General features: G+C 69.3%; 17 protein-coding genes. 4 read left to right on the top strand and 13 right to left on the bottom strand.

All coding sequences use genetic code 11. The annotated features are described in order from the left end of the window. Positions 1-5: 5 nt before the first annotated feature. The 4 genes from ACSQ2B_RS23900 to ACSQ2B_RS23885 form a co-directional block, all read right to left on the bottom strand. Positions 6-1,166, bottom strand: a complete 1,161-nt coding sequence (locus ACSQ2B_RS23900) for a thiolase C-terminal domain-containing protein (RefSeq protein ID WP_436053896.1) — start codon at positions 1,164-1,166, stop codon at positions 6-8. Further along, positions 1,166-2,287, bottom strand: a complete 1,122-nt coding sequence (locus ACSQ2B_RS23895; protein WP_436053895.1) for an amidohydrolase family protein — start codon at positions 2,285-2,287, stop codon at positions 1,166-1,168. The genes ACSQ2B_RS23900 and ACSQ2B_RS23895 overlap by 1 nt, the downstream gene beginning before the upstream one ends. 58 nt (positions 2,288-2,345) lie before the next feature. Further along, entirely contained in the window at positions 2,346-3,155 is an 810-nt protein-coding gene (locus tag ACSQ2B_RS23890; RefSeq protein WP_436053894.1) for an SDR family NAD(P)-dependent oxidoreductase, read from the bottom strand. Positions 3,156-3,390: 235 nt separating this feature from the next. Next, positions 3,391-4,338 carry a LysR family transcriptional regulator gene (locus ACSQ2B_RS23885; RefSeq protein WP_436053892.1) on the bottom strand — a complete coding sequence of 316 codons (948 nt, stop codon included), beginning with the start codon at positions 4,336-4,338 and terminating at the stop codon, positions 3,391-3,393. 133 nt (positions 4,339-4,471) lie between these two features. On the opposite strand from ACSQ2B_RS23885, the gene ACSQ2B_RS23880 reads away from it, so the two are divergent. Further along, positions 4,472-6,211: a class I adenylate-forming enzyme family protein gene (locus ACSQ2B_RS23880; protein ID WP_436053890.1), complete on the top strand. Its 1,740-nt coding sequence runs from the start codon at positions 4,472-4,474 to the stop codon at positions 6,209-6,211. 175 nt (positions 6,212-6,386) lie between these two features. Then, positions 6,387-6,671, top strand: a complete 285-nt coding sequence (locus ACSQ2B_RS23875) for an antibiotic biosynthesis monooxygenase family protein (RefSeq protein ID WP_436053888.1) — start codon at positions 6,387-6,389, stop codon at positions 6,669-6,671. Positions 6,672-6,690: 19 nt separating this feature from the next. Here the strand turns inward: ACSQ2B_RS23875 and ACSQ2B_RS23870 are convergent, their stop codons facing one another. Beyond that, positions 6,691-7,035, bottom strand: coding sequence for a hypothetical protein (locus tag ACSQ2B_RS23870; RefSeq protein ID WP_436053887.1), 345 nt, complete (start codon positions 7,033-7,035; stop codon positions 6,691-6,693). Between the two features lie 245 nt (positions 7,036-7,280). Here ACSQ2B_RS23870 and ACSQ2B_RS23865 point away from each other — a divergent pair, with 245 nt between their 5' ends. Continuing rightward, the gene (locus ACSQ2B_RS23865; RefSeq protein ID WP_436053885.1) at positions 7,281-8,093 is read left to right on the top strand and encodes a TauD/TfdA dioxygenase family protein; all 813 of its coding nucleotides are present in this window, start codon (positions 7,281-7,283) and stop codon (positions 8,091-8,093) included. Between the two features lie 66 nt (positions 8,094-8,159). Then, positions 8,160-8,807, top strand: coding sequence for a TetR/AcrR family transcriptional regulator (locus tag ACSQ2B_RS23860; protein ID WP_436053883.1), 648 nt, complete (start codon positions 8,160-8,162; stop codon positions 8,805-8,807). 50 nt (positions 8,808-8,857) lie between these two features. Here ACSQ2B_RS23860 and ACSQ2B_RS23855 read toward each other — a convergent pair whose 3' ends face one another. The 8 genes from ACSQ2B_RS23855 to ACSQ2B_RS23820 all read right to left on the bottom strand — a co-directional run bounded on the left by ACSQ2B_RS23855 (position 8,858) and on the right by ACSQ2B_RS23820 (position 17,969). Beyond that, positions 8,858-10,033 (bottom strand): TetR/AcrR family transcriptional regulator, encoded by a 1,176-nt coding sequence (locus ACSQ2B_RS23855; protein ID WP_436054049.1) that lies wholly within the window; start codon positions 10,031-10,033, stop codon positions 8,858-8,860. Positions 10,034-10,150: 117 nt separating this feature from the next. Beyond that, the gene (locus tag ACSQ2B_RS23850; RefSeq protein ID WP_436053881.1) at positions 10,151-11,326 is read right to left on the bottom strand and encodes an acetyl-CoA C-acyltransferase; all 1,176 of its coding nucleotides are present in this window, start codon (positions 11,324-11,326) and stop codon (positions 10,151-10,153) included. A 28-nt stretch (positions 11,327-11,354) separates the two neighbouring features. Then, a complete protein-coding gene (locus tag ACSQ2B_RS23845) occupies positions 11,355-12,230 on the bottom strand; it encodes an SDR family NAD(P)-dependent oxidoreductase (RefSeq protein WP_436054048.1) in 876 nt (291 codons plus the stop codon). Between the two features lie 254 nt (positions 12,231-12,484). After that, positions 12,485-13,684, bottom strand: a complete 1,200-nt coding sequence (locus ACSQ2B_RS23840) for an FAS1-like dehydratase domain-containing protein (RefSeq protein ID WP_436053879.1) — start codon at positions 13,682-13,684, stop codon at positions 12,485-12,487. 78 nt (positions 13,685-13,762) lie between these two features. Then, positions 13,763-14,749: an acrylyl-CoA reductase (NADPH) gene (acuI, locus tag ACSQ2B_RS23835; protein ID WP_436053877.1), complete on the bottom strand. Its 987-nt coding sequence runs from the start codon at positions 14,747-14,749 to the stop codon at positions 13,763-13,765. A gap of 90 nt (positions 14,750-14,839) precedes the next feature. After that, a complete protein-coding gene (locus tag ACSQ2B_RS23830; protein ID WP_436053875.1) occupies positions 14,840-15,529 on the bottom strand; it encodes a TetR/AcrR family transcriptional regulator in 690 nt (229 codons plus the stop codon). A 188-nt stretch (positions 15,530-15,717) separates the two neighbouring features. Next, positions 15,718-16,629 (bottom strand): SDR family NAD(P)-dependent oxidoreductase, encoded by a 912-nt coding sequence (locus tag ACSQ2B_RS23825; protein WP_436053873.1) that lies wholly within the window; start codon positions 16,627-16,629, stop codon positions 15,718-15,720. 122 nt (positions 16,630-16,751) lie between these two features. Then, entirely contained in the window at positions 16,752-17,969 is a 1,218-nt protein-coding gene (locus ACSQ2B_RS23820) for a CaiB/BaiF CoA transferase family protein (protein WP_436053871.1), read from the bottom strand. Between the last annotated feature and the right edge of the window lie 84 nt (positions 17,970-18,053).

Here is an 18,053-nt window from a genome sequence, read left to right as displayed (position 1 = left end):
GCCAGTCATCGTTCAGCACTCAGGATTGCGCCGCTCATCGGGATGTTCGCCGGGCCGCCGGTGACCAGGGCGAAGCGCGCGTCGCGGACCTGATTGACCGCCTCGCCGCGAAGCTGCTCGACCGCCTCGCGGATGTGGGTCATCCCGATGATGTAGCCTTCGGAAAGATGGCCGCCGTGCGGGTTGACCGGGATCGACCCGCCGAGACGGATCGCGCCGCTCTCGACGAACGGCCCGCCTTCGCCCTTGGCGCAGAAACCGTAGTCCTCGAGCTGCATGACCACGAGCGGGGAGAAGTGGTCGTAGAGCAGGGCCACGTCGATATCGCTCGGACCTATGCCGGCGGCCTCGTACAGGCGCCGTCCGATCGGCCCGCCGCCGGATCCGGTGAAGGCCTCCGCGGACTGGTTCAGCCAGAAGAAGGCGCGGCCCCAATCACGGGCGCCGCCATGGGCGCTGGCCGCGATGTGGACGGGCTTGTGCGGCCGGTCCGCCGCGCGCTCGGCGCTGGTGACGACGACCGCCACCGCGCCGTCGGTCTCCAGGCAGAAGTCGAGCCGGCACATCGGATCGGCGAGCATCGGCGCCGCCAGATACTCCTCCATGGTCAGCGGCTTGCGGCGGAGCGCCGTCTCGCGGGTCGCCGCGGCGAGGCGCGAGGCGATCACCACCTCGCCGAAGGCTTCGCGGCGCGTGCCGAACTCATGCATGTGCCGGCGCACCGACAGGGCGAGCGTCTGGCCCGGCCCGGGCAGGCCGGCGAGGGTGTGGAAGATGTTGTCCGGCGTCAGCGCCAGGTTGGTCATCGTCTGGCCGTAGCGACGCTTGCCCTGCTGGTTGGCGCCGATGCACAGCACGGTCTTCGCCCGCCCGGTCTCGATCGCCATCGCCGCGAGGTCGAGGATGCCCGGGCAGCCGCCGCCGCCGCCCGACACGCAGGCCGCGAAGGTGAGCTCGGGAATGCCGAGCTGCTCGGTCAGCATGCCGACCTCGTGGCCGTAGGCGAAGAAGGCCACGCCGTCGACGTCGGCCACGGTGAGGCCCGCGTCGTCCAGCGCCGCCAGCGTCGCCTTGTCGATCAGCTCAAAGAGCGTCTGCGGCTCGGACTCGCCGCGATAGTAGTAGGGCGTGGCGCCTACGCCGACGATCGCCGCCTTGGCTTTCATCAGGCGGCCGCCATAACGGCGGGATGCGGCAGGCGGAACAGCCGGGCCGCGTTCAGGCCGACGATGTCGGCCTTGTCCTGCTCGCTGATCTCGATGCCGTCGAAGAGGTGCGCCAGCACCTGTTTCGAGCGCGGGAAGGTGCCCTCGTGGTGCGGATAGTCCGCCCCCCACATCAGCGCCTTGGTTCCCGTGACCGATCGGGACATGACGCAGGCGCGGTCGTACTGGAAGGAGCAGGCCACCTGCCGGGCGATGATCTCCCGCGGGGTCAGCGATAGCTTCGGCTCCACGAAGGAGAAGTGGGCGTCGTAAACCTCGTCCATCCGCTCGGCGACGGCCGCCAGCCAGCTCGCGCCGGTTTCGATGCAGCAGACCTTGGCGCCGGGGAAGCGGTCGAGCAGGCCGCCGGCGACCAGCTGCATGACGGTGACCATGCTGTCACAGGCCTGCAGGGAATAGTTGATCACCGCCCCGCCCGGCCCGCGATGGCTGCGGACGTCCTCGCGTCCCGTGCCGCCGTGCTGAACGAAGACGATCCCGTGCGCCTGTCCGGCCTCGAACACCGGATCCCAGGCTTCGCTGGTGTAGAGCGGCAGGCCGAGCGTCGGCTGGATCAGGCTGGGCAGCATGGCGGCGGTGAAGCCGAGGCCCGCGAGCCGCTTGATCTCGGCGACGGTGTTCCTGAAGTCGCGGACCGGCAGGACGCCGCAGCGGACGAACCGCTCCGGGTGGTCCTTGAACATGCCGTGGTGCCAGTCGTTGTAGACCTGGGCGGTGGCGAGCTCGGCCTCGGGGTTCTCGATCAGGAAGGTGGTCAGGGCCAGCGACGGGAAGACGATCTCCGCATCGACGCCGTCGAGCGCCATGTCCTCGAACCGCCCGGCGATTTCGCGCGAGCCTTTGCGGTTCGGGCGGCCGAAATCTTCGCCGTCCCAGCCCGGGCGGGGCTTCGGGGCCTCCAGCCTCGCCTTGCTGGTGAGCCGGTCGCCCGCCATCATGTAGCGGAAGCCGTCGCGGATCTCGGCGCGGATTCCATGGCCGCGCAGGGACGGCGGCAGCCCCTCGGTCAACAGATCCGAGGGCTCGACGACATGGCCGTCGGCGCTGAATATGAAAGTCATGCTGCACCTCCCGTCGAGCCCGAGCTCGAGGTTCTCGTCAGAAATGTTGGGGTCGCGCTCATGCGGGCTCCGCCTTCCCGAAGACCCGTTCGAGCGCCGCCTCGATGGCGACGACCCGTTCGCGTCGCTCCGCCGCTGAGGCGGGCAGATAGCCGGCGTCGTCGTCGGCCAGACCCCAGTTGCACACCGGCCCATGCGGCAGCCGCTCGAGGCCGACCGCCGCCACGGCGTCGGGCGAGGCGAGGTTGGGGCTGCTGGGCATGCCCTTCTTCGCCTGCAGTCGGTGATAGGCCGGGGTGTCGGTCTGTCCGAGGACGAGGGTCAGGACGTCGACGCCATGCGGGCGCAACTCCGACCAGAGCGACTCGCTCAGATTGAGCTGGAAGGCCTTGGCGGCCGTGTAGATCGCCAGCGATCCGCAGCCGCCGTAGCAGGCCCCAGAATTGACGATGAGCAGGCCGCCGCGGCGCCGCGTCCGCATCCGGCCGCCGAAGTGGTGGCAGCTCTGCACGGTCGTCGTGATGTTGGTTCCAATCAGGCCGAGCCAGTCCGACGCCGGCCGATCGTGGAAACGCGCGCCGTACGGATCGGCGCCGGCGTTGGCGACGTACAGCCCGATGTCCCGCGGGCCGACCGCCGCGACGATCTCGGCGAACGTCTCGGGGCGGGACAGGTCGATATGCGCCGTCCGGCATTCGACGCGGTAATCCGCCTCGATCTCGACCGCGGCCTCTTCGAGCGGGCCGCCGTTGGCGAGCAGGATGCAATGGACGCCCTTCGCCGCGATCGCCCGGGCAAAGGATCGACCGACGCCTTCAGACGCGCCGGCCACGACCGCCCAGGGACCGTAGCGTTCCTGAAACGTCACGGCCGATCATCCGAGATGAGGGGCAAGGGCGGAGCCATATCCTGGCCGAAGTGGTCGGCCGGAGAACTTATGTTCAAGGAGTACAGGCGTGCGTAGGGCGCGACATCTTCCGACGTTGTTCTCACCACGCGCCTCCCGCATCTTGTCGCCTTATGAACGTGAGGGCGAAGACCCTGGCGCTGGCGGCGACTTGTTGTCGGATTTCATATCGACCGGGGAGCTATTCAACAATCGGCTAATCTATCATGCCCCCTATCGATAAAATCGAAGGGTAGGCGTGGCCGGGCTCGGGTCTCGGGTCCTCGCCGCGCTCGAGAATGAAGCGGTCGAAGGTGGCGGTCAGCCGGCTGCGCCATACATCCCGCGGGCGCGCCAGGCTGAGGGCGCGGGTGAAGTGGAAGTCCGACACCTCCAGCCGCACCAGGCGGCCGGCCTCGATGTCCGGCTGCACGATGCCTTTGGAGAGGCAGCCGACGCCGCCGCCGGCGATCACCGCCAGCCGAACGGCGGCGTTGCTGGTGGCTTCGAACGCCGTCTCGATCTGTCCGACCTTCTCGTGCAGCATGTAGCGAAGGCGCGCGGAGACAGTGGAATCGGCCTCGCGCGAGCACCACACCGTCCCGGCGAGATCCGCGATCGTCAGTCCTTCGCGGGTCGCGAGCGGGTGGCTGGGGGCTGCGACGAGCCACAGTTCGTCGGTGCGCCAGCGCGTCAGCTCCAGGCCGGCGACATCCGGAAAAATCTCGATCAGCGCGGTCTCCAGCTCGAACCGCGAAAGGCGTTCGAACAGCTCCGTGGCGCTCGCGGCCTCGACCTTGATCTGCACCCCGGGATGCAGGCGCAGGAACTCCACGCAGAGCGCCGGCAGCAGGGTTTCGGCGATCATCTCGGTGGCGCCGACGACGAGCGTGCCGCCCAGCGGGGTCTCCAGGCCGGATTCGAGATCATGCACCTCGCTGAGCAGCGAGCGGACCACGGGCCGAAGCCGCCTGCCCTCCTCGGTGATCTGCAGCGGCCGGCCCTTGGCGTGCGCGAACAGCGGACGCCGCAGCACGATCTGAAGGTCGGTCAACGCGTTGCTCGCCGCGCTCTGGCTCATGCCCAGCTTGTTGGCCGCGCTGGTGACGCTGCCCAGAGTGGCGACCGCATCGAAGATCTCGAGCTGTCGGAGCGTAACCTTCATCCTGTCTCCCCGCCTGGCCGGGCGCCCGAGCGGCGCTCTGCGCGAACCGCCACTCATCGCTTGAAGCGATGACCAGGAATAGAACATATCTGACGGGTCTCTAAGGCCGGAGGGCCGATCAAGGGAGGCCTGTGTGACCCGAGTTGACGCCGCCCGCGGCCCCGGCGCTCTGCGACGCGATGCGGCCGAGCCTGCGATCGAGGCTTCGCGAGCGCGTCCGGAAGGATGGCGCGACCTCGAGGCGGCGCGCGCGCGGACCGTGTGGCAGGCGGTGACGCAGGCGGCGCAAGGATCGCTGGAGCGGCTCGCCCTGGTGGCGGCGGACGACGGCGGCGACGTCCGGCGACTGACCTATCGGCAGCTGCTGGATCGCGTATCGGCGGTTTCTGCAGGCCTCGCCGGCGTGGGCGTGCGGCGCGGCGACCGCGTGGTCCTGTGGATGACCAACACCCTCGAGTGGATCGTGTCGTCCCTGGCCTGCATGCGCCTCGGCGCCGTGGTCGTTCCGATCAATCCCTTTCTCGCGCCGGCCGAGATCGGCTTCCTGATCGCCCACGCCGGCGCCCGGCACCTGATCCTCATCGACCGGTTCCGGGAGGCCTGTTTCCCGGAGGTCCTGGCGCAGATCTGTCCGGAGTTCGCCGCCGCGCCCGCGCCGGGCATGCTGTTCAGCGCCGAATACCCCGAGCTGCGCAACGTGATCCTGTTGGCGCGGTCAGGCGGTCAAAGGGCGGGCGCGTTCGACTTCGCCGCGCTGGAGGCGGCGGGAGCCGACGTCGGCTCCCAGGCGGCGCGCGATCTCGCCGAGGCCCTGGAGCGTTCCACCCGGCCGACAGACCTGGCCATGATCAAATACACCTCCGGCAGCACCGGCTTTCCGAAGGGAGCGATGCTGGAGCACGGCGGGCTCGTGGCGAACGGCCTCCTGCACGCGCGACGGATCGGCGTCCGCCGGACGGACGTCTTCTTCAGCATGATGCCGTTCTTCCATGGCGGCGGCAGCATCTACGGCCAGATGACGATGCTGCTGAACGGCGGAACCCTCGTCTTCACGGAGGCCTTCGACCCGGCGCTGGCGGTGCGGCTCATCGACCAGGAGCAGGCGACGATAGAGCTGGGCGTCCGTAGCAAGGAGATCGTCCAGGCCGCCATGGAGCAGGGCCGCGTGCTCGGCTCCCTGCGCATCGCGCCTCGGCCCAATGCGGCCGCCCGCCGGGTGATGCCGAACGTCATCTTCTGCATGTCGCCCTTCGGCCTCACCGAGACCTACGGCCCGGTCTCCATGACGAGCCCGCAGGATGCCCCGGAGAAGCAGGCGACCACCTCGGGCCGGCTGCTGGAGGGCTACGAATGCCGCGCGATCGATCCGGTCACGGGGGCGGACACCGCGCCCGGCCAACCCGGCGAAGCCTGGCTCAGGGGCAATGTCATGCGCGGCTATTGGAACCGGCCGGACGAGACGGCCCGCGCGATCGACGCGGACGGCTGGCTGCACAGCGAAGATCTCGTCACCATCGACGCCGACGGCTATCTCACCTGGCTCGGCCGGTTGAAGCTGACGCTCAGCCTCGGCGGCGAGACGGTGTCGATCGAGGAGATCGAGCGGCTCGTCGAGCGTTGCGAAGGCGTCGGGTATTGCGCGGCGGTGGGCGTGCCGGATGACCGGTCCGGGGATGCTCTGCGCCTCTATGTCACCGCCCGTCCCGACGGAGCCGTGTCCGAGACCGAGCTGCGCAACTGGCTGATGGTGCGGGTCGCGCCGGCCCGGATGCCCCGGGATATTCTCATCGTGAACGCCCTGCCCCGCCTCGCCAACGGCAAGCTCGACCGTCTGAAGCTGACCCAATGGGCGAGGACGGACACCCTCTCATGAGGGGTGGCTTGAAGGCTCCGAGCCGGTCCGCGCGCTGTACGGCGCTTCGAAGAAAGCCTGGACGCCGCGAAATTCTGGCTCTCAGCTGGGGGCTTGCCGCGATCGAAAGCGCTATGGTCAACCTCTGAGCGGGACGTTTCGGGCGCCCCGCCGAGCCTCAACGATGGGAGTGGTGATGGTCCTGGAACGCGCCGAGTTGACAATCAAGGACGGCATGGCCGAGGCCTTCGCCGCCGCCATGAAGGCGGACGGCACGGCCCTGCTGGCTGGGCACAAGGGCTGTCGTTCGGTGCAGGTCGGGCAAGGCGTCGAGAACCCGAACAAGTTCATCCTGCTGGTGCAATGGGACAGCGTCGAGGCGCACGTCACCGCCGCCCAGACGCCGCGGCATGCGGAATTCCGCAACGTGATCGGCCCCTTCACCGCCGGCGGGAGCGCGGAGCATTTCGTCATCGACTGAGGGGCTGGCGCCGCCGGGCTTAAGGCCCGGTGTGCCAGGTCTGGTACTCCGGCGGGGTGTCGCCGGGCTGGGCGGTCCGAGATTCCGAGAGCCGCCGCGCGGCCGCGTCGAGATCGCCGGAGAGCTCGCATTCAGCCAGGGTCAGGCAAAGCTGTTCGTGGGTGACGCCGAACCGGTCGACCAGCGCCTGGGCCTTCTGGAAGGCTGGGCTGTCGCGCATCGCCCCGCCCTGGCCGTCCCGGTAGTCGCCGAGGTCGGCCTGGTCGATCAGATCGCGCAGGGCGGCGGCGAGCTGCTGCTCATGCGCCGCGTGGCCGCCGGCCATCCCGCCTGACTCCTGGGTGGGCTGCTGCTGGTTCGCCATCGCGGGCTCCTCCTCTGGGCGCCGACGGAGAGCGTCCGCGGGACGCAGAGGTTCCCCGGCCGCCGAGTTCCGTCAGGTCCGCTGACCCTCGCCGCTCGATGCTTGACCCTGTCCGGCAGGAATGGTGCTCTGGCGTCGCAAAGGTTGATCCTCGCCCGGGCTGACGCCCAGGTTACTCCTGGGCGCGGCCACAGCCTCGCGGCCGAGAAAAGCGAGCCCGCCTCAAGGCGGGCCGGGAGGATCCGATGGCGCTCACGACGATCGACCTGTGTCCGCGTATCGGCGCGGAGATCCGGGCCGAGCCGGCGGAGCTGCTGGCCGGAACCTATGCGGCGGAACTGCGCGAGCGCCTGGAGCAGCGCGGCGTCCTGGTCTTCCGCGAGCTGGGGTTCGACGACGACCAGCAGATGCAATTCTCCGCGACCCTGGGCGACATCCTTCCCACCGTCGGCGAGAGCGTCTTCAAGATCACCTTCGAAAAGGGCGTCGCCTCGACCGCCGACTACACCCGGGGCTCGTTCGTCTGGCACATCGACCGCACCAATGAGGACGTGCCGACCCGCGCCTCGATCCTCAGCGCCCGCCGGCTGTCGCAAACCGGCGGCGAGACCGAGTTCGCCAACACCTACGCGGCCTGGGACGATCTGCCGGAGAGCGAGAAGACGAGCCTCGAGGGGCTGCGGGTGGTCCACAGCGTCGAAAACGGGATGCGCCTGGTGAACGCGACGCCGAGCGAGGAGCAGGTGCAGAGCTGGCGCCGCTCGGCCCCCAGGGTCCATCCCCTGGTCTGGACGCATCGCTCCGGGCGCAAGTCGCTGGTGCTGGGCTCGACCGCCGCCTCGGTCGAGGGCATGGGCCTGAAGGAAGGCCGCGCCCTGCTCGACGAGCTGCTCGCCTGGGCCACCCAGCCCCGCTTCGTCTATCGGCACGCCTGGAAGATCGGCGACCTCTTGATCTGGGACAACACCGGCACGATGCATCGCGTGCAGCCCTACGGCGAGGACAGCGGCCGGCTCATGCACCGCACCAGCCTGGTGGGCGAGGAGGCCGTCGCCTGAATCCGGCGCGTATGGCGCCCAGTACGTCTCATTGTGGCGGCTCAGGTGGATGCGCTAGAAGAGAGCATGCAGCATCTGACTCGCAAGGTTCGGCCGGGCGCGGGCCGCCCGACACGCGAACAGGCCGAGCAACGGCACGAGGAGCTGCTCGACCGCGCCCTGGAGCAGTTCCTGGAGAAGGGCTTCGAGCTCGCCACCATGGAGGCCATCGCCGCCTCCGTGGGGATGACCAAGCGCACCGTCTACGCCCGCTACGAGGACAAGCGCGCCCTGTTCAAGGCGGCCGTCCAGCGCGCGGTCGACGGATGGACGGTCCCGGTCTCGGCCCTCAAGGCCGCCGAGAGCGACGATCTCGAGGCGAGCCTGGTGGCGTTCGCGCGCATCCGCATGGCCAACGCCATCAGCCCGGTGGGCCTGCGGCTGCAGCGGATCATCAACACCGAGTCCTACCGCTTTCCCGAGATTTTCACCCACGCCCATGATCAGGGATCGCGGCCGACCCTCGAATACCTCGCCGACTTCCTGAGGCGCCGAATGAAGGCCGGCGACGTCTGCGTCGACGACCCGGAGACGGCGGCGACCGCCTTCCTCAGCATGGTGGTCGGCGGCCCGATCCGGGGCATCGTCCTGGGCGGACCGGTCGATGCGGCGGCGCTCGAGGCGCGCATCAAGTTCTGCGTGAAGCTGTTCCTCAACGGCGTCCGGCCGCGCTGAGACGCGCGAGACGTCGAGGCAAAGGTGCGTTTGCCCCCTTGCCCCTTCCCTCAGGCGCTCTGGATCCAGTGGCGGCCCTCGGCGAGCGCGGTCAGGTCGTCCCGCAGCCGCCAGCGGATGTTGACCAGGTCGTTGGGGGTGACGCCGGCGGTCATGGCCCAGATCTGCGCGCCGACGAACAGATACTGGACCAGCAGCGGCTCGGCCCCGTGGTTGACGGCGCCGACGGTCAGCAGAATGCGGCTCCAGGCGCGGTAGAGGTCGGCGAGCGCTTCCTGCACCAGCGGGCGAAGCTCCGGCTCGCGCGCGGCCTGCAGCCAGATGGCGTAGGCGGCGAGGTTCAGCGGGCCGAACTCGGTCGCCTCGCTCTGGAAGATCACCGCGGTGAGCTCGACCATCATCGACAGGTCCAGGCCGTTGAAGGCGCTGCTCATCACCTCGCGGTAGCGGGCCTTGGATCGCGAGAACAGCAGGACCTGGGCCTCGCCGAGGAGCGCCTTGGAGGAGCTGAAGTAGTAGGCGGGCGCGCCGGGGGTGAGCCCGGCCTCCAGGGCGACGGAGCGGTAGTTGACGGCCGCGGCGCCGCGCGCGGCGAGCAGCCCGATGGCGGCCTCGAGGATCCGCTCGCGCGTGGCCGCGGCCTTGGCGCTGAGCGGGGGGGCGTCCGCGACGGCGGCCTGGGCCGCGGACGGCGGGAATAGGTCGGCCGCGGCGACCTTGCCGCCGAGGGTCGCCCACAGGGTCTCGGGACTGAGGCCCAGGCCAAGGGCGTGAAACAGGGCGCCCAGGGTGATGTCCGAGCCGAAGCGGGCGGCGATCGCCGGATAGGGCGCCTCGTAGGCCCGCGCGATCTGCGACCAGACCCGCAGGCGCCGCTCATACCAGGTCCGGGTGAGGCCGTAGGCGTCCGGATGGCGCGCCGCGTCGAGCACGATCTCGCACCAGGCCAGGGTGCGCGCCCGGTGCTCGCCCACCCCGTTCGCGGCGACCCGCGCGACGAACCGGCGGAAGGCGGCGGCGCCGACGCCCGGCTCCTGCTCCGCCAGCCGCGCTAGGTCTGCAAGGTCGTTGCGCAGGAGCGCCTCGGAGGCCTCCGCGATCATGTCCTGCTTGCTCTCGAAGTAATAGGTCGTCGCCGCCAGCGAGGCGCCGGAGCGTCGCGCCACGAGGCGATGCGTCAGGCCGGCGACGCCGACGTCGGCCAGCACCGCGATGACCGCCTCGATGATCGCGCCGCGAGTCCGTTCAGATCGCTCCTGCTTGGCGCGGCGGCCGCCAGGGGTCTTGGCGAGGGTCTTTGCGACCAGAGGGTCCAGGTCCGGCGTGACGACCTCCTGCTCGCGTCAGAGGACTTCGAAGAGGCCGGCCGCGCCCATGCCGCCGCCGATGCACATCGTGGCCACGACATATTTCGCGCCGCGGCGCTGGCCCTCGATCAGGACGTGGCCGGTCATGCGCGCCCCGGACATCCCATAGGGGTGGCCGATGGAGACGGCGCCGCCGTTGACGTTCAGCCTGTCGTTCGGGATTTCGAGCCTGTCCTGGCAGTAGATCACCTGGACGGCGAAGGCCTCATTGAGCTCCCAAAGGCCGATGTCGTCCGTCGTCAGGCCGAAGCGCTTGAGCAGCTTCGGCACGGCGAAGACCGGGCCGATTCCCATCTCGTCCGGTTCGGTCCCGGCGACGGCCATGCCGATGTAGCGGCCGAGCGGCTTCAGGCCGCGCGCGGCGGCCAGTTCGGCGTCCATCAGCACGCAGGCGGCGGCGCCGTCGGACAGCTGGCTGGCGTTGCCGGCGGTGATCGAGCCGCCCTCGACGACCGGACGCAGGGCGGCAATGCCCTCGAGCGTGGTCTCCGGCCGGTTGCCCTCGTCCTTGGCGAGCGTGATGGTCTTGTCGCTGACCTGGCCGGTCGCCTTGTCCATCGCCTTCATGGTCGTGGTGACGGGGATGATTTCGTCGTCGAACCTGCCCGCCGTCTGGGCCGCGGCCGTGCGCTGTTGCGACTGCAGCGAATAGGCGTCCTGGCGCTCGCGGCCGATGCCGTAGCGATGGGCGACGACCTCGGCCGTCTGCAGCATCGGCATGTAGACGTCCTTGTGCAGGGCCACGAGCTCGGGGTCGGCGCCCAGGCGGACCTCCGGAGTCTGCACCAGCGAGATCGACTCCACGCCGCCGGCGACCACCACGTCCATGCGGTCGACGATGATCTGTTTGGCGGCGGTGGCGATGGTCATCAGGCCCGACGAGCACTGCCGGTCTATGGTCATGCCGGCCACCGTCACCGGCAGGCCGGCGCGCAGGGCGGCGGTGCGGCCGATGGTGTGCTGGTCGCCCTGCGGCAGGGCGGCGCCCATGAGGCAGTCGTCGACCTCGGCGGGGTCGACGCCTGAGCGCTCCACCGCCGCGCGGATCGCGTGGGCGGCGAGGGTCGGCGCCTTGGTGGCGTTGAAGGCGCCGCGGTAGGCGCGGCCGATCGGCGTGCGCGCGACCGAGACGATGACGGCCTCTCTGGTCATTTCACGTCCTCCGCTTTCGATCTCAGGCTCAGCTTTCGATCTTCAGGCCGGCCTTGGCCATCTCGAGCCGCGCCTGGGCGAAGGCCTCGTGCGGCACATGTTCATGCGTCCGGTCGGCGATCTTGTCCCACTGGGCCACGACCTGCTCGGCCGCGTCGTCGCCGAAGCCCACGTGCACGCCCTGCGTCAGCGTCACATAGGCCAGTTCGAAGCCGCTGGCGCCGGCCGCCAGGATGGTCTTGGTCGGAGCGTCGTCTCGCACCAGGGCCAGCACGCCCGGGCTCACCGCCTCGGGCCTCAGGACCTGGAGCTGCTCGGCCGGCAGCAGGCCTTCCAGCATCTGGGTGGCCGCCGTCGGCGCCAGGCAGTTGACCTTGATGTTGTTCTTGGCGCCCTCGATCGCAAGGGTGTTCATCAGGCCCACCAGGGCCATCTTGGCGGCGCTGTAGTTCGCCTGGCCGAAGTTGCCGTAGAGGCCGGCCGAGGAGGTGGTCATGACCACCCGGCCATAGTTCTGGGCGCGCATCGTCTCCCAGACCGCCTTGGTGCAGATCGCCGCCCCCATCAGGTGGACGTCGACCACCAGCCGGAAGTCCTCGAGCGACATCTTGGCGAAGGACTTGTCGCGCAGGATGCCGGCGTTGTTCACCAGGATGTCGATGCGGCCCCAGTCGGCCAGCGCCTTGTCGGTCATCGCCTGGACCGCGTCGACGTCTGACACCGAGCCGCGCGCCGCGATGGCCTGGCCGCCCTCGGCGACAATCTCCTGGGCGACGGTGTCGGCGGCGTCGCTCATGTCGTTGACGACGACCTTGGCGCCGCGCTTGGCGAGCAGCTTGGCGTGGGCCCGGCCCAGGCCGCCGCCGGCCCCGGTCACGATGGCGACGCGTCCAGACAGATCGATCACAAGTCTTTCCTCTAGTTCAGACGGACGCTCGCGCCCGGGCTACGCCACTCGCAGCGGCGGGCGCAGGCGGCGCAACCGGCCCTGCAACCGGATCGCGGCAACCTTGGCCCGCCCCGAGGCGGAGTCAATCGGCGCTGCGCTCTTGTACCAGTTCCGGGCCGCCAGCCCGCGTCCGGGCCGGAGACGCGCGGCCTCGTCCGGGCCGAACACGGCGCGTAGAGACGTCGAAGACCGCGTCGACCGTGGCCGGCTCAGCCGACCGGCAGCTCCACCTGGCCGGTGGCGACGACGACCGCGGCGCCGTCCTGGTTGGTGAGCTTCACCTTGACCGTGACCAGCGGCACGCCCCAGGCGGTCTCGGCCTGGGTCTCCACCACTTCGGCGTCGAAATAGGTCACGTCGCCTTCGAAGGCGGCGCCGCGGAAGTCCGACTTCACATAGCGGACGAAGCCGTCGTTGCCCGCCCAATAGGCCAGGTAGTCGGTGACCCAGGCGCCCATGGTCGCGCCATAGCCGTAAGCCCGCGCCATGCCGATCTCGCCGGCCTTCTCTTCGTCGACGTGGCCGCGGCTCGGCCCGAGGTAGAGGCCGTCGCGCTTGCGCGGGTCGATCTTGGCCCCCTCCTCGTCGAAGCCGAAGCCTTCCACCCAGCCCGGATCCTGGTTGACCCAGGGATCCTTCACGCCTTCCGGCGCGACCCAGGCGTAGCTGCCCCACATGTTGAAGGCGAAGGCGCGGTATTCGGTGGCGAAACTGGCGATGGTGTGCGGACCGATCACCCGGCGCGGCAGCCGATCGCCGACCTTCACCTCGCCGAAGATTGGCGAGACCCCCATCCGGTTCGACAGGATCCAGTCGTGGCGGACCTTGTCGACCTCGGCGATCTGCTCGGCCGTCCACTTGGGCTTCGGCGGCAGCTTCTGCTCGTACATCTTCCGCTTGTCGGCCTCGGCGGCGAGATAGCGGATGCCGGTCGAGCGCTCCTTGGCCACGACCGTGCCGTGCTGATTGCGGTGGATCGTGTCCCCCCGCGAGAACATCGTCGGGCCGGCGAACTTGGTGTCGGTGATCTTGTAGTCGTGGAATCGGCGCTCCTGGAAGAGCTTGTCGCCGGGGCGCACCCGGTAGCCGTAGAACCACCACTCCTCGCCGCCGAAGATCAGGTGCGAGCCGGGGATATGGCCGACCACGGCGGGTTGTGCGCCGTGGCCGAAGTCGAGGCAGACCGCGATCGACTGGGGGGCGATGATGCCGCCGAACTTGGACTTCCGCGCGAACTCCTCGTCCCAGTGGATCGGGTTCGGATAGTCCATCGCCATGACCCAGCGACGGATGTCGCCGGGGGCGCAGGGGTCATACAGCTGTCCGCCGCCAACCAGCTGACCCAGCCGGTGATCGACGTCGCTCAGGTCGAGCTGCACTTCACCTTGCGGCGCGGCGGAATTGGACATGTGACCTCCCGAAGCATTCTCTTTGCTTACGCGGGGCCGTCCCGAAGGCGGCCCCGCGGCGGCGTTCCTGCCTTGGTCTTACGTGTTGACGTCGACGACGATGCGTCCGCGGACCTTGCCGTCGATCAGGTCGGTGGCCGCGGCGACCGCGCCGGAGAGGCCGATCTCGGTCCCGCCGATCACGTCGAGCAGGCCCATGTCGAGGTCCTTGGCCAGGCGGGCCCAGGCCGCCAGCCGCGGGGCCTTCGGGGCCATGACGCTTTCGATGCCGAGCAAGGACACGCCGCGCAGGATGAAGGGCGCCACCGAGGACGGGAAGTCCATGCCCTGGGCCAGGCCGCAGGCGGCGACCACGCCGCCGTAGCGGGTTTGGGCGCAGGCGTTCGCCAGGGTGTTGCTGCCCACCGAGTCGACCACGCCGGCCCAGCGCTCCTTCTGCATCGGCTTGCCCGGCGCGGAGAGCTCGTTGCGGTCGATGATGGTCGTCGCGCCCAGCTGCTTCAGATAGTCGGCTTCCGAAGCCTTGCCCGACGAGGCCGCCACCGTGAAGCCGGCCTTGGCCAGGAGCGCGATCGCCACGCTGCCCACCCCGCCGGTGGCGCCGGTGACCAGCACCTCGCCCTTGTCCGGGGTGACGCCGGCCTTCACCAGCGCATCCACGCACAGCGCCGCCGTATAGCCCGCCGTGCCGATCGCCATCGCCTGGCGCGCCGTGATCCCGGCCGGCAGGGCGATCAGCCAGTCGCCCTTCAGCTTGGCCTTCTGGCCCAGCCCGCCCCAATGGGTCTCGCCGACGCCGAAGCCGTTCAGCACCACCTTGTCGCCGGCCTTCCAGTCGGCGTGGCTGCTCTCCAGCACCGTGCCGGCCAGGTCGATCCCCGGAACCATCGGCCACTTGCGCACGACCGGCGACTTGCCGGTGATCGCCAGGCCGTCCTTGTAGTTCAGCGTCGAATATTCGACCGCCACCACCACGTCGCCTTCCGGAAGCTGCGCCTCGTCCAGCTGCGTAACCTCGACGGTCTGGCCTTCGTCAGTCTTGCTGATGAGCAGAGCGGAGAACATGCGCGCTTGTCTTTCGTGTGGTCTTGGGGAGGGGTTTCAAGTCGCACATCCTCCGGCCAAAGGCCAGTCCGGCAGACCCCTGGCGACCGATCAACCGCCTTCGGCGCGCTTCTTCGTCTTGGTCGCGGGAACCGGCGCCTTCAGACGTTCGGCGATCTCCGGGAAGCGGTCCGCGCGCAGGCTGCCGTGCATGGAGATACGCAGACATTCCTGGGCGAAACGGTGGGCCAGCTGACGGCGATCCTTCTCGTCCGTGGCGTGGGAGCGGCCCCAGACCGGCCAGAGGAAGGCGCCGGCCAGCATGATGACCGAGAGCGCCTCGACGTCGATATTCTCCTGCGACAGCCCGGTCTGGGCGAACCTGCGCTGGGAGCCTTCATATTCCTTCCAGAAGGGGTCGCTCCAGGGGTCCGGCGAGGACAGGACCTGCAGCAGCCACACCCGGCAGAGCTCCGGGTTGTCCATGGCGAAGTTGGCCAGCCGGTCGGTCATCTCAGGGATGTCCACCTGCTCGACCCGACGCTCGCCGATGGTCTCCGGATCGCCGAACACGGCGCGAAACAACTTGTCCGAAACCCATTCGGCGGTGGCCTTGATCAGCTTCTCGCGGGTCTCGAAATGCTGATAGGCGGTGCCGCGATTGACGCCGGCGAGATGCGCCACCTCCGAGAGGCTCAAGCCCTCGGGACCATCGATCGCGAGCCGCGTGCGGGCCGCTTCCAGGATCGCCTCACGGGTCGCTTTCGGATCCCGCGGCCGCCGTTTCCGGCCCTCCGACATATCGCCCCTACCCTCGCGCCCGCCGCTAGACTGTCGCAGCCGCCAAGCTGCGCCCGCGGCGCTCAAAGCCTATCACATGCGCAGATCAACCGACTGCTGCGCGACCGCAAACTGACCTGCTTCGCGCCTGGCGGCTACTGGCCGGATCGGCGCGCGCTCGGTCTGGGCCGAGCGCGCCTCCGCATCCGTCAGCCCTTCGAGGCCATCGCGAAACTGCGGCGCAGATGGTCGAGGTGGCCTGTGGGGGCGGGCGGGAAGTGCCAGGGCTGATCCATGTTGCGGATGGCGTCGATCTGTTCGGCGATCTGCTCGATCGTCCAGGACGGACGATAGACCCCCTCGGTCTCGGCCGAGTAGGCCCGCGCCACCCGGCCGGCGACGGAGATCAGCATCTCGCCGGTGACCGAGCAGCTCTCATGGGCGAGCCAGCCCACGGCCGGCGCCACCAGATCCGGATCCATCGGCGGAAAGGCGCTGGTGTCGACGCCTTCGGACATCCGCGTCACCGCAGCCGGGATGATGATGTTGGACTTCACGCCCTCGGCGGCGCCTTCGATCGCCGCGACATTCGACAGGCCGATCAGGCCCGCCTTCGCCACGGAGTAGTTCACCACATTGGGGTTGCCGTAGAGGCCGTTGATCGACGAGGTCAGCACGATGCGGCCGTAGCCGGCCTGGCACATCAGCGGAAAGGCCGGCCGCACGACGTGGAAGCCACCACGCAGATGGACGTCGAGGACGTTCTCGAAGTCCGCGTAGCTCAGCTCCTTCAGCGAGCCGCGGCGGACGTTGCCGGCGTTGTGGACGAGGATGTCGATCTTGCCGAAGTGCTTGATCGCGGTGTCGATGATCGCCTGGCCGCCTTCGGGCGTCGTCACACTGTCGGTGCAGGCGACGGCTTCGCCGCCGGCGGCCTTGATCTCCTGGACGACCGCTTCAGCCGGACCGGCGTCCGCGCCCTCGCCCTGCAGGCCGACTCCCAGATCGTTGACGACCACCTTGGCGCCGCGCGAGGCGAGCAGCAGGGCGTAGGCCCGGCCAAGCCCCCGGCCCGCGCCGGTGATGACGGCGACGCGATCGTCGAATCTGAGTTCAGGCATTGGGCGTTTCCCTGGAGCGTGATCTTGCTGACGGCCCGAGATCCTCCAGCGGGGACCGCCTGGGCGCGTATCGACAGCAATATCGCCGGATCAGCGGCTTTTCCAACCATTGGTAACCGGCGTCAGGAAATCACCTTCAGGGCCCGCAGGCCTTCGATCTGCTCCGGCGTCAGGCCGAGCACGTCCTTGAGGATGTCATCCGTGTGCTGCCCGAGCGTCGGCGGCGCGGTGGGGACGGGCTGGGGCGCGCCGGGGAACTTGATCGAGCGATTGACGATCGGGATCTTCCCCAGGACCGCATGGTCGGTCTCGACCACCATCTCGCGCGCCACCGCCTGAGGCTGGGCGAGCGCCTCCTTGACGCCGAGGATGGGCGCGTGCGGGACCTGGTGCTGGGTGAAGATCTCGACGAGCTCGTCGACGGTCTTCTGCCGCGTGAACGCCGAGACCGCCGCGTTCACCACCTCGCGATGGTCGCGGCGCTTCTCGATGCTGGCGAACCGGGGGTCGTGCAGCCATTCCGGCGCGCCGCAGGCCTGGGCGATGCGCTCCCAGAAGCTGTTCATCAAGCAGGCGACGATGATCGACCCATCCTTCGCCGGAAAGGCGCCGTAGGGCACCAGGTTCGGATGTTGGGAGCCCTGGGGCTTCGGATCCTCTCCGGTGAAGAAGGCCAGCTGCGCCAGATAGCCCAGCATGCCGATCAGGCCGTCCATCAGGCTGATGTCGATCAGCCGGCCGCGACCGGTGAGGCTGCGCTCGTAAAGAGCGGCCAGGATGCCGATCGGGCCGTTGATCCCGCCCACCAGGTCGCCGAGCGGGATTCCCAGCTTGGTCGGCATGCGGCCCGGCTCGCCGTTGACGCTGAGCGCGCCCGACAGGGCCTGCATGACGATGTCGAAGGAGGGCTTGTCGCGAAGCGGGCCGGTCATGCCGAAGCCCGAGATCGCGCAGTAGATCAGGCCCGGATTGCTCGCCGACAGCGCCTCGTAACCGAGGCCCAGCCGATCCATCACGCCCGGGCGATAGTTCTCGATGACGATGTCGCTTTTCGCCGCGAGGTCCTTGGCTAGGGCGAGGCCGGCCTCTGTCTTCAGATCGACGACGATGCTCTTCTTCCCGCGGTTGACGCTCAGGAAGTAGTGGCTTTCGCCCTCGCGGAACGGCGGAAAGGTGCGGGTCTCGTCGCCGGCGCCGGGCGGCTCGATCTTGAGCACCTCGGCGCCGAGATCGGCCAGGGCGAGCGCCGCCGACGGTCCGGCCAGGACGCGCGTGAAGTCGAGAACTCGAACGCCCCGGAGGGGACCGGCCCAGACGGCCGAAGCTTCCGTGTCAGCCATCAGTTCTCCCTGGGCTTCGCTGCCTGTCGCCGGCAGTTTCGAAGCATGTGCCGGCCGCGCGCCGGAAAGGCGCGCGGCCGGGTA

Source organism: Phenylobacterium sp. LjRoot225, assembly GCF_964252855.1.
Lineage (GTDB): Bacteria > Pseudomonadota > Alphaproteobacteria > Caulobacterales > Caulobacteraceae > Phenylobacterium.
The sequence above is the reverse complement of the archived record's forward strand: the minus strand, read 5'-3'. Positions and strand labels throughout refer to the sequence as shown.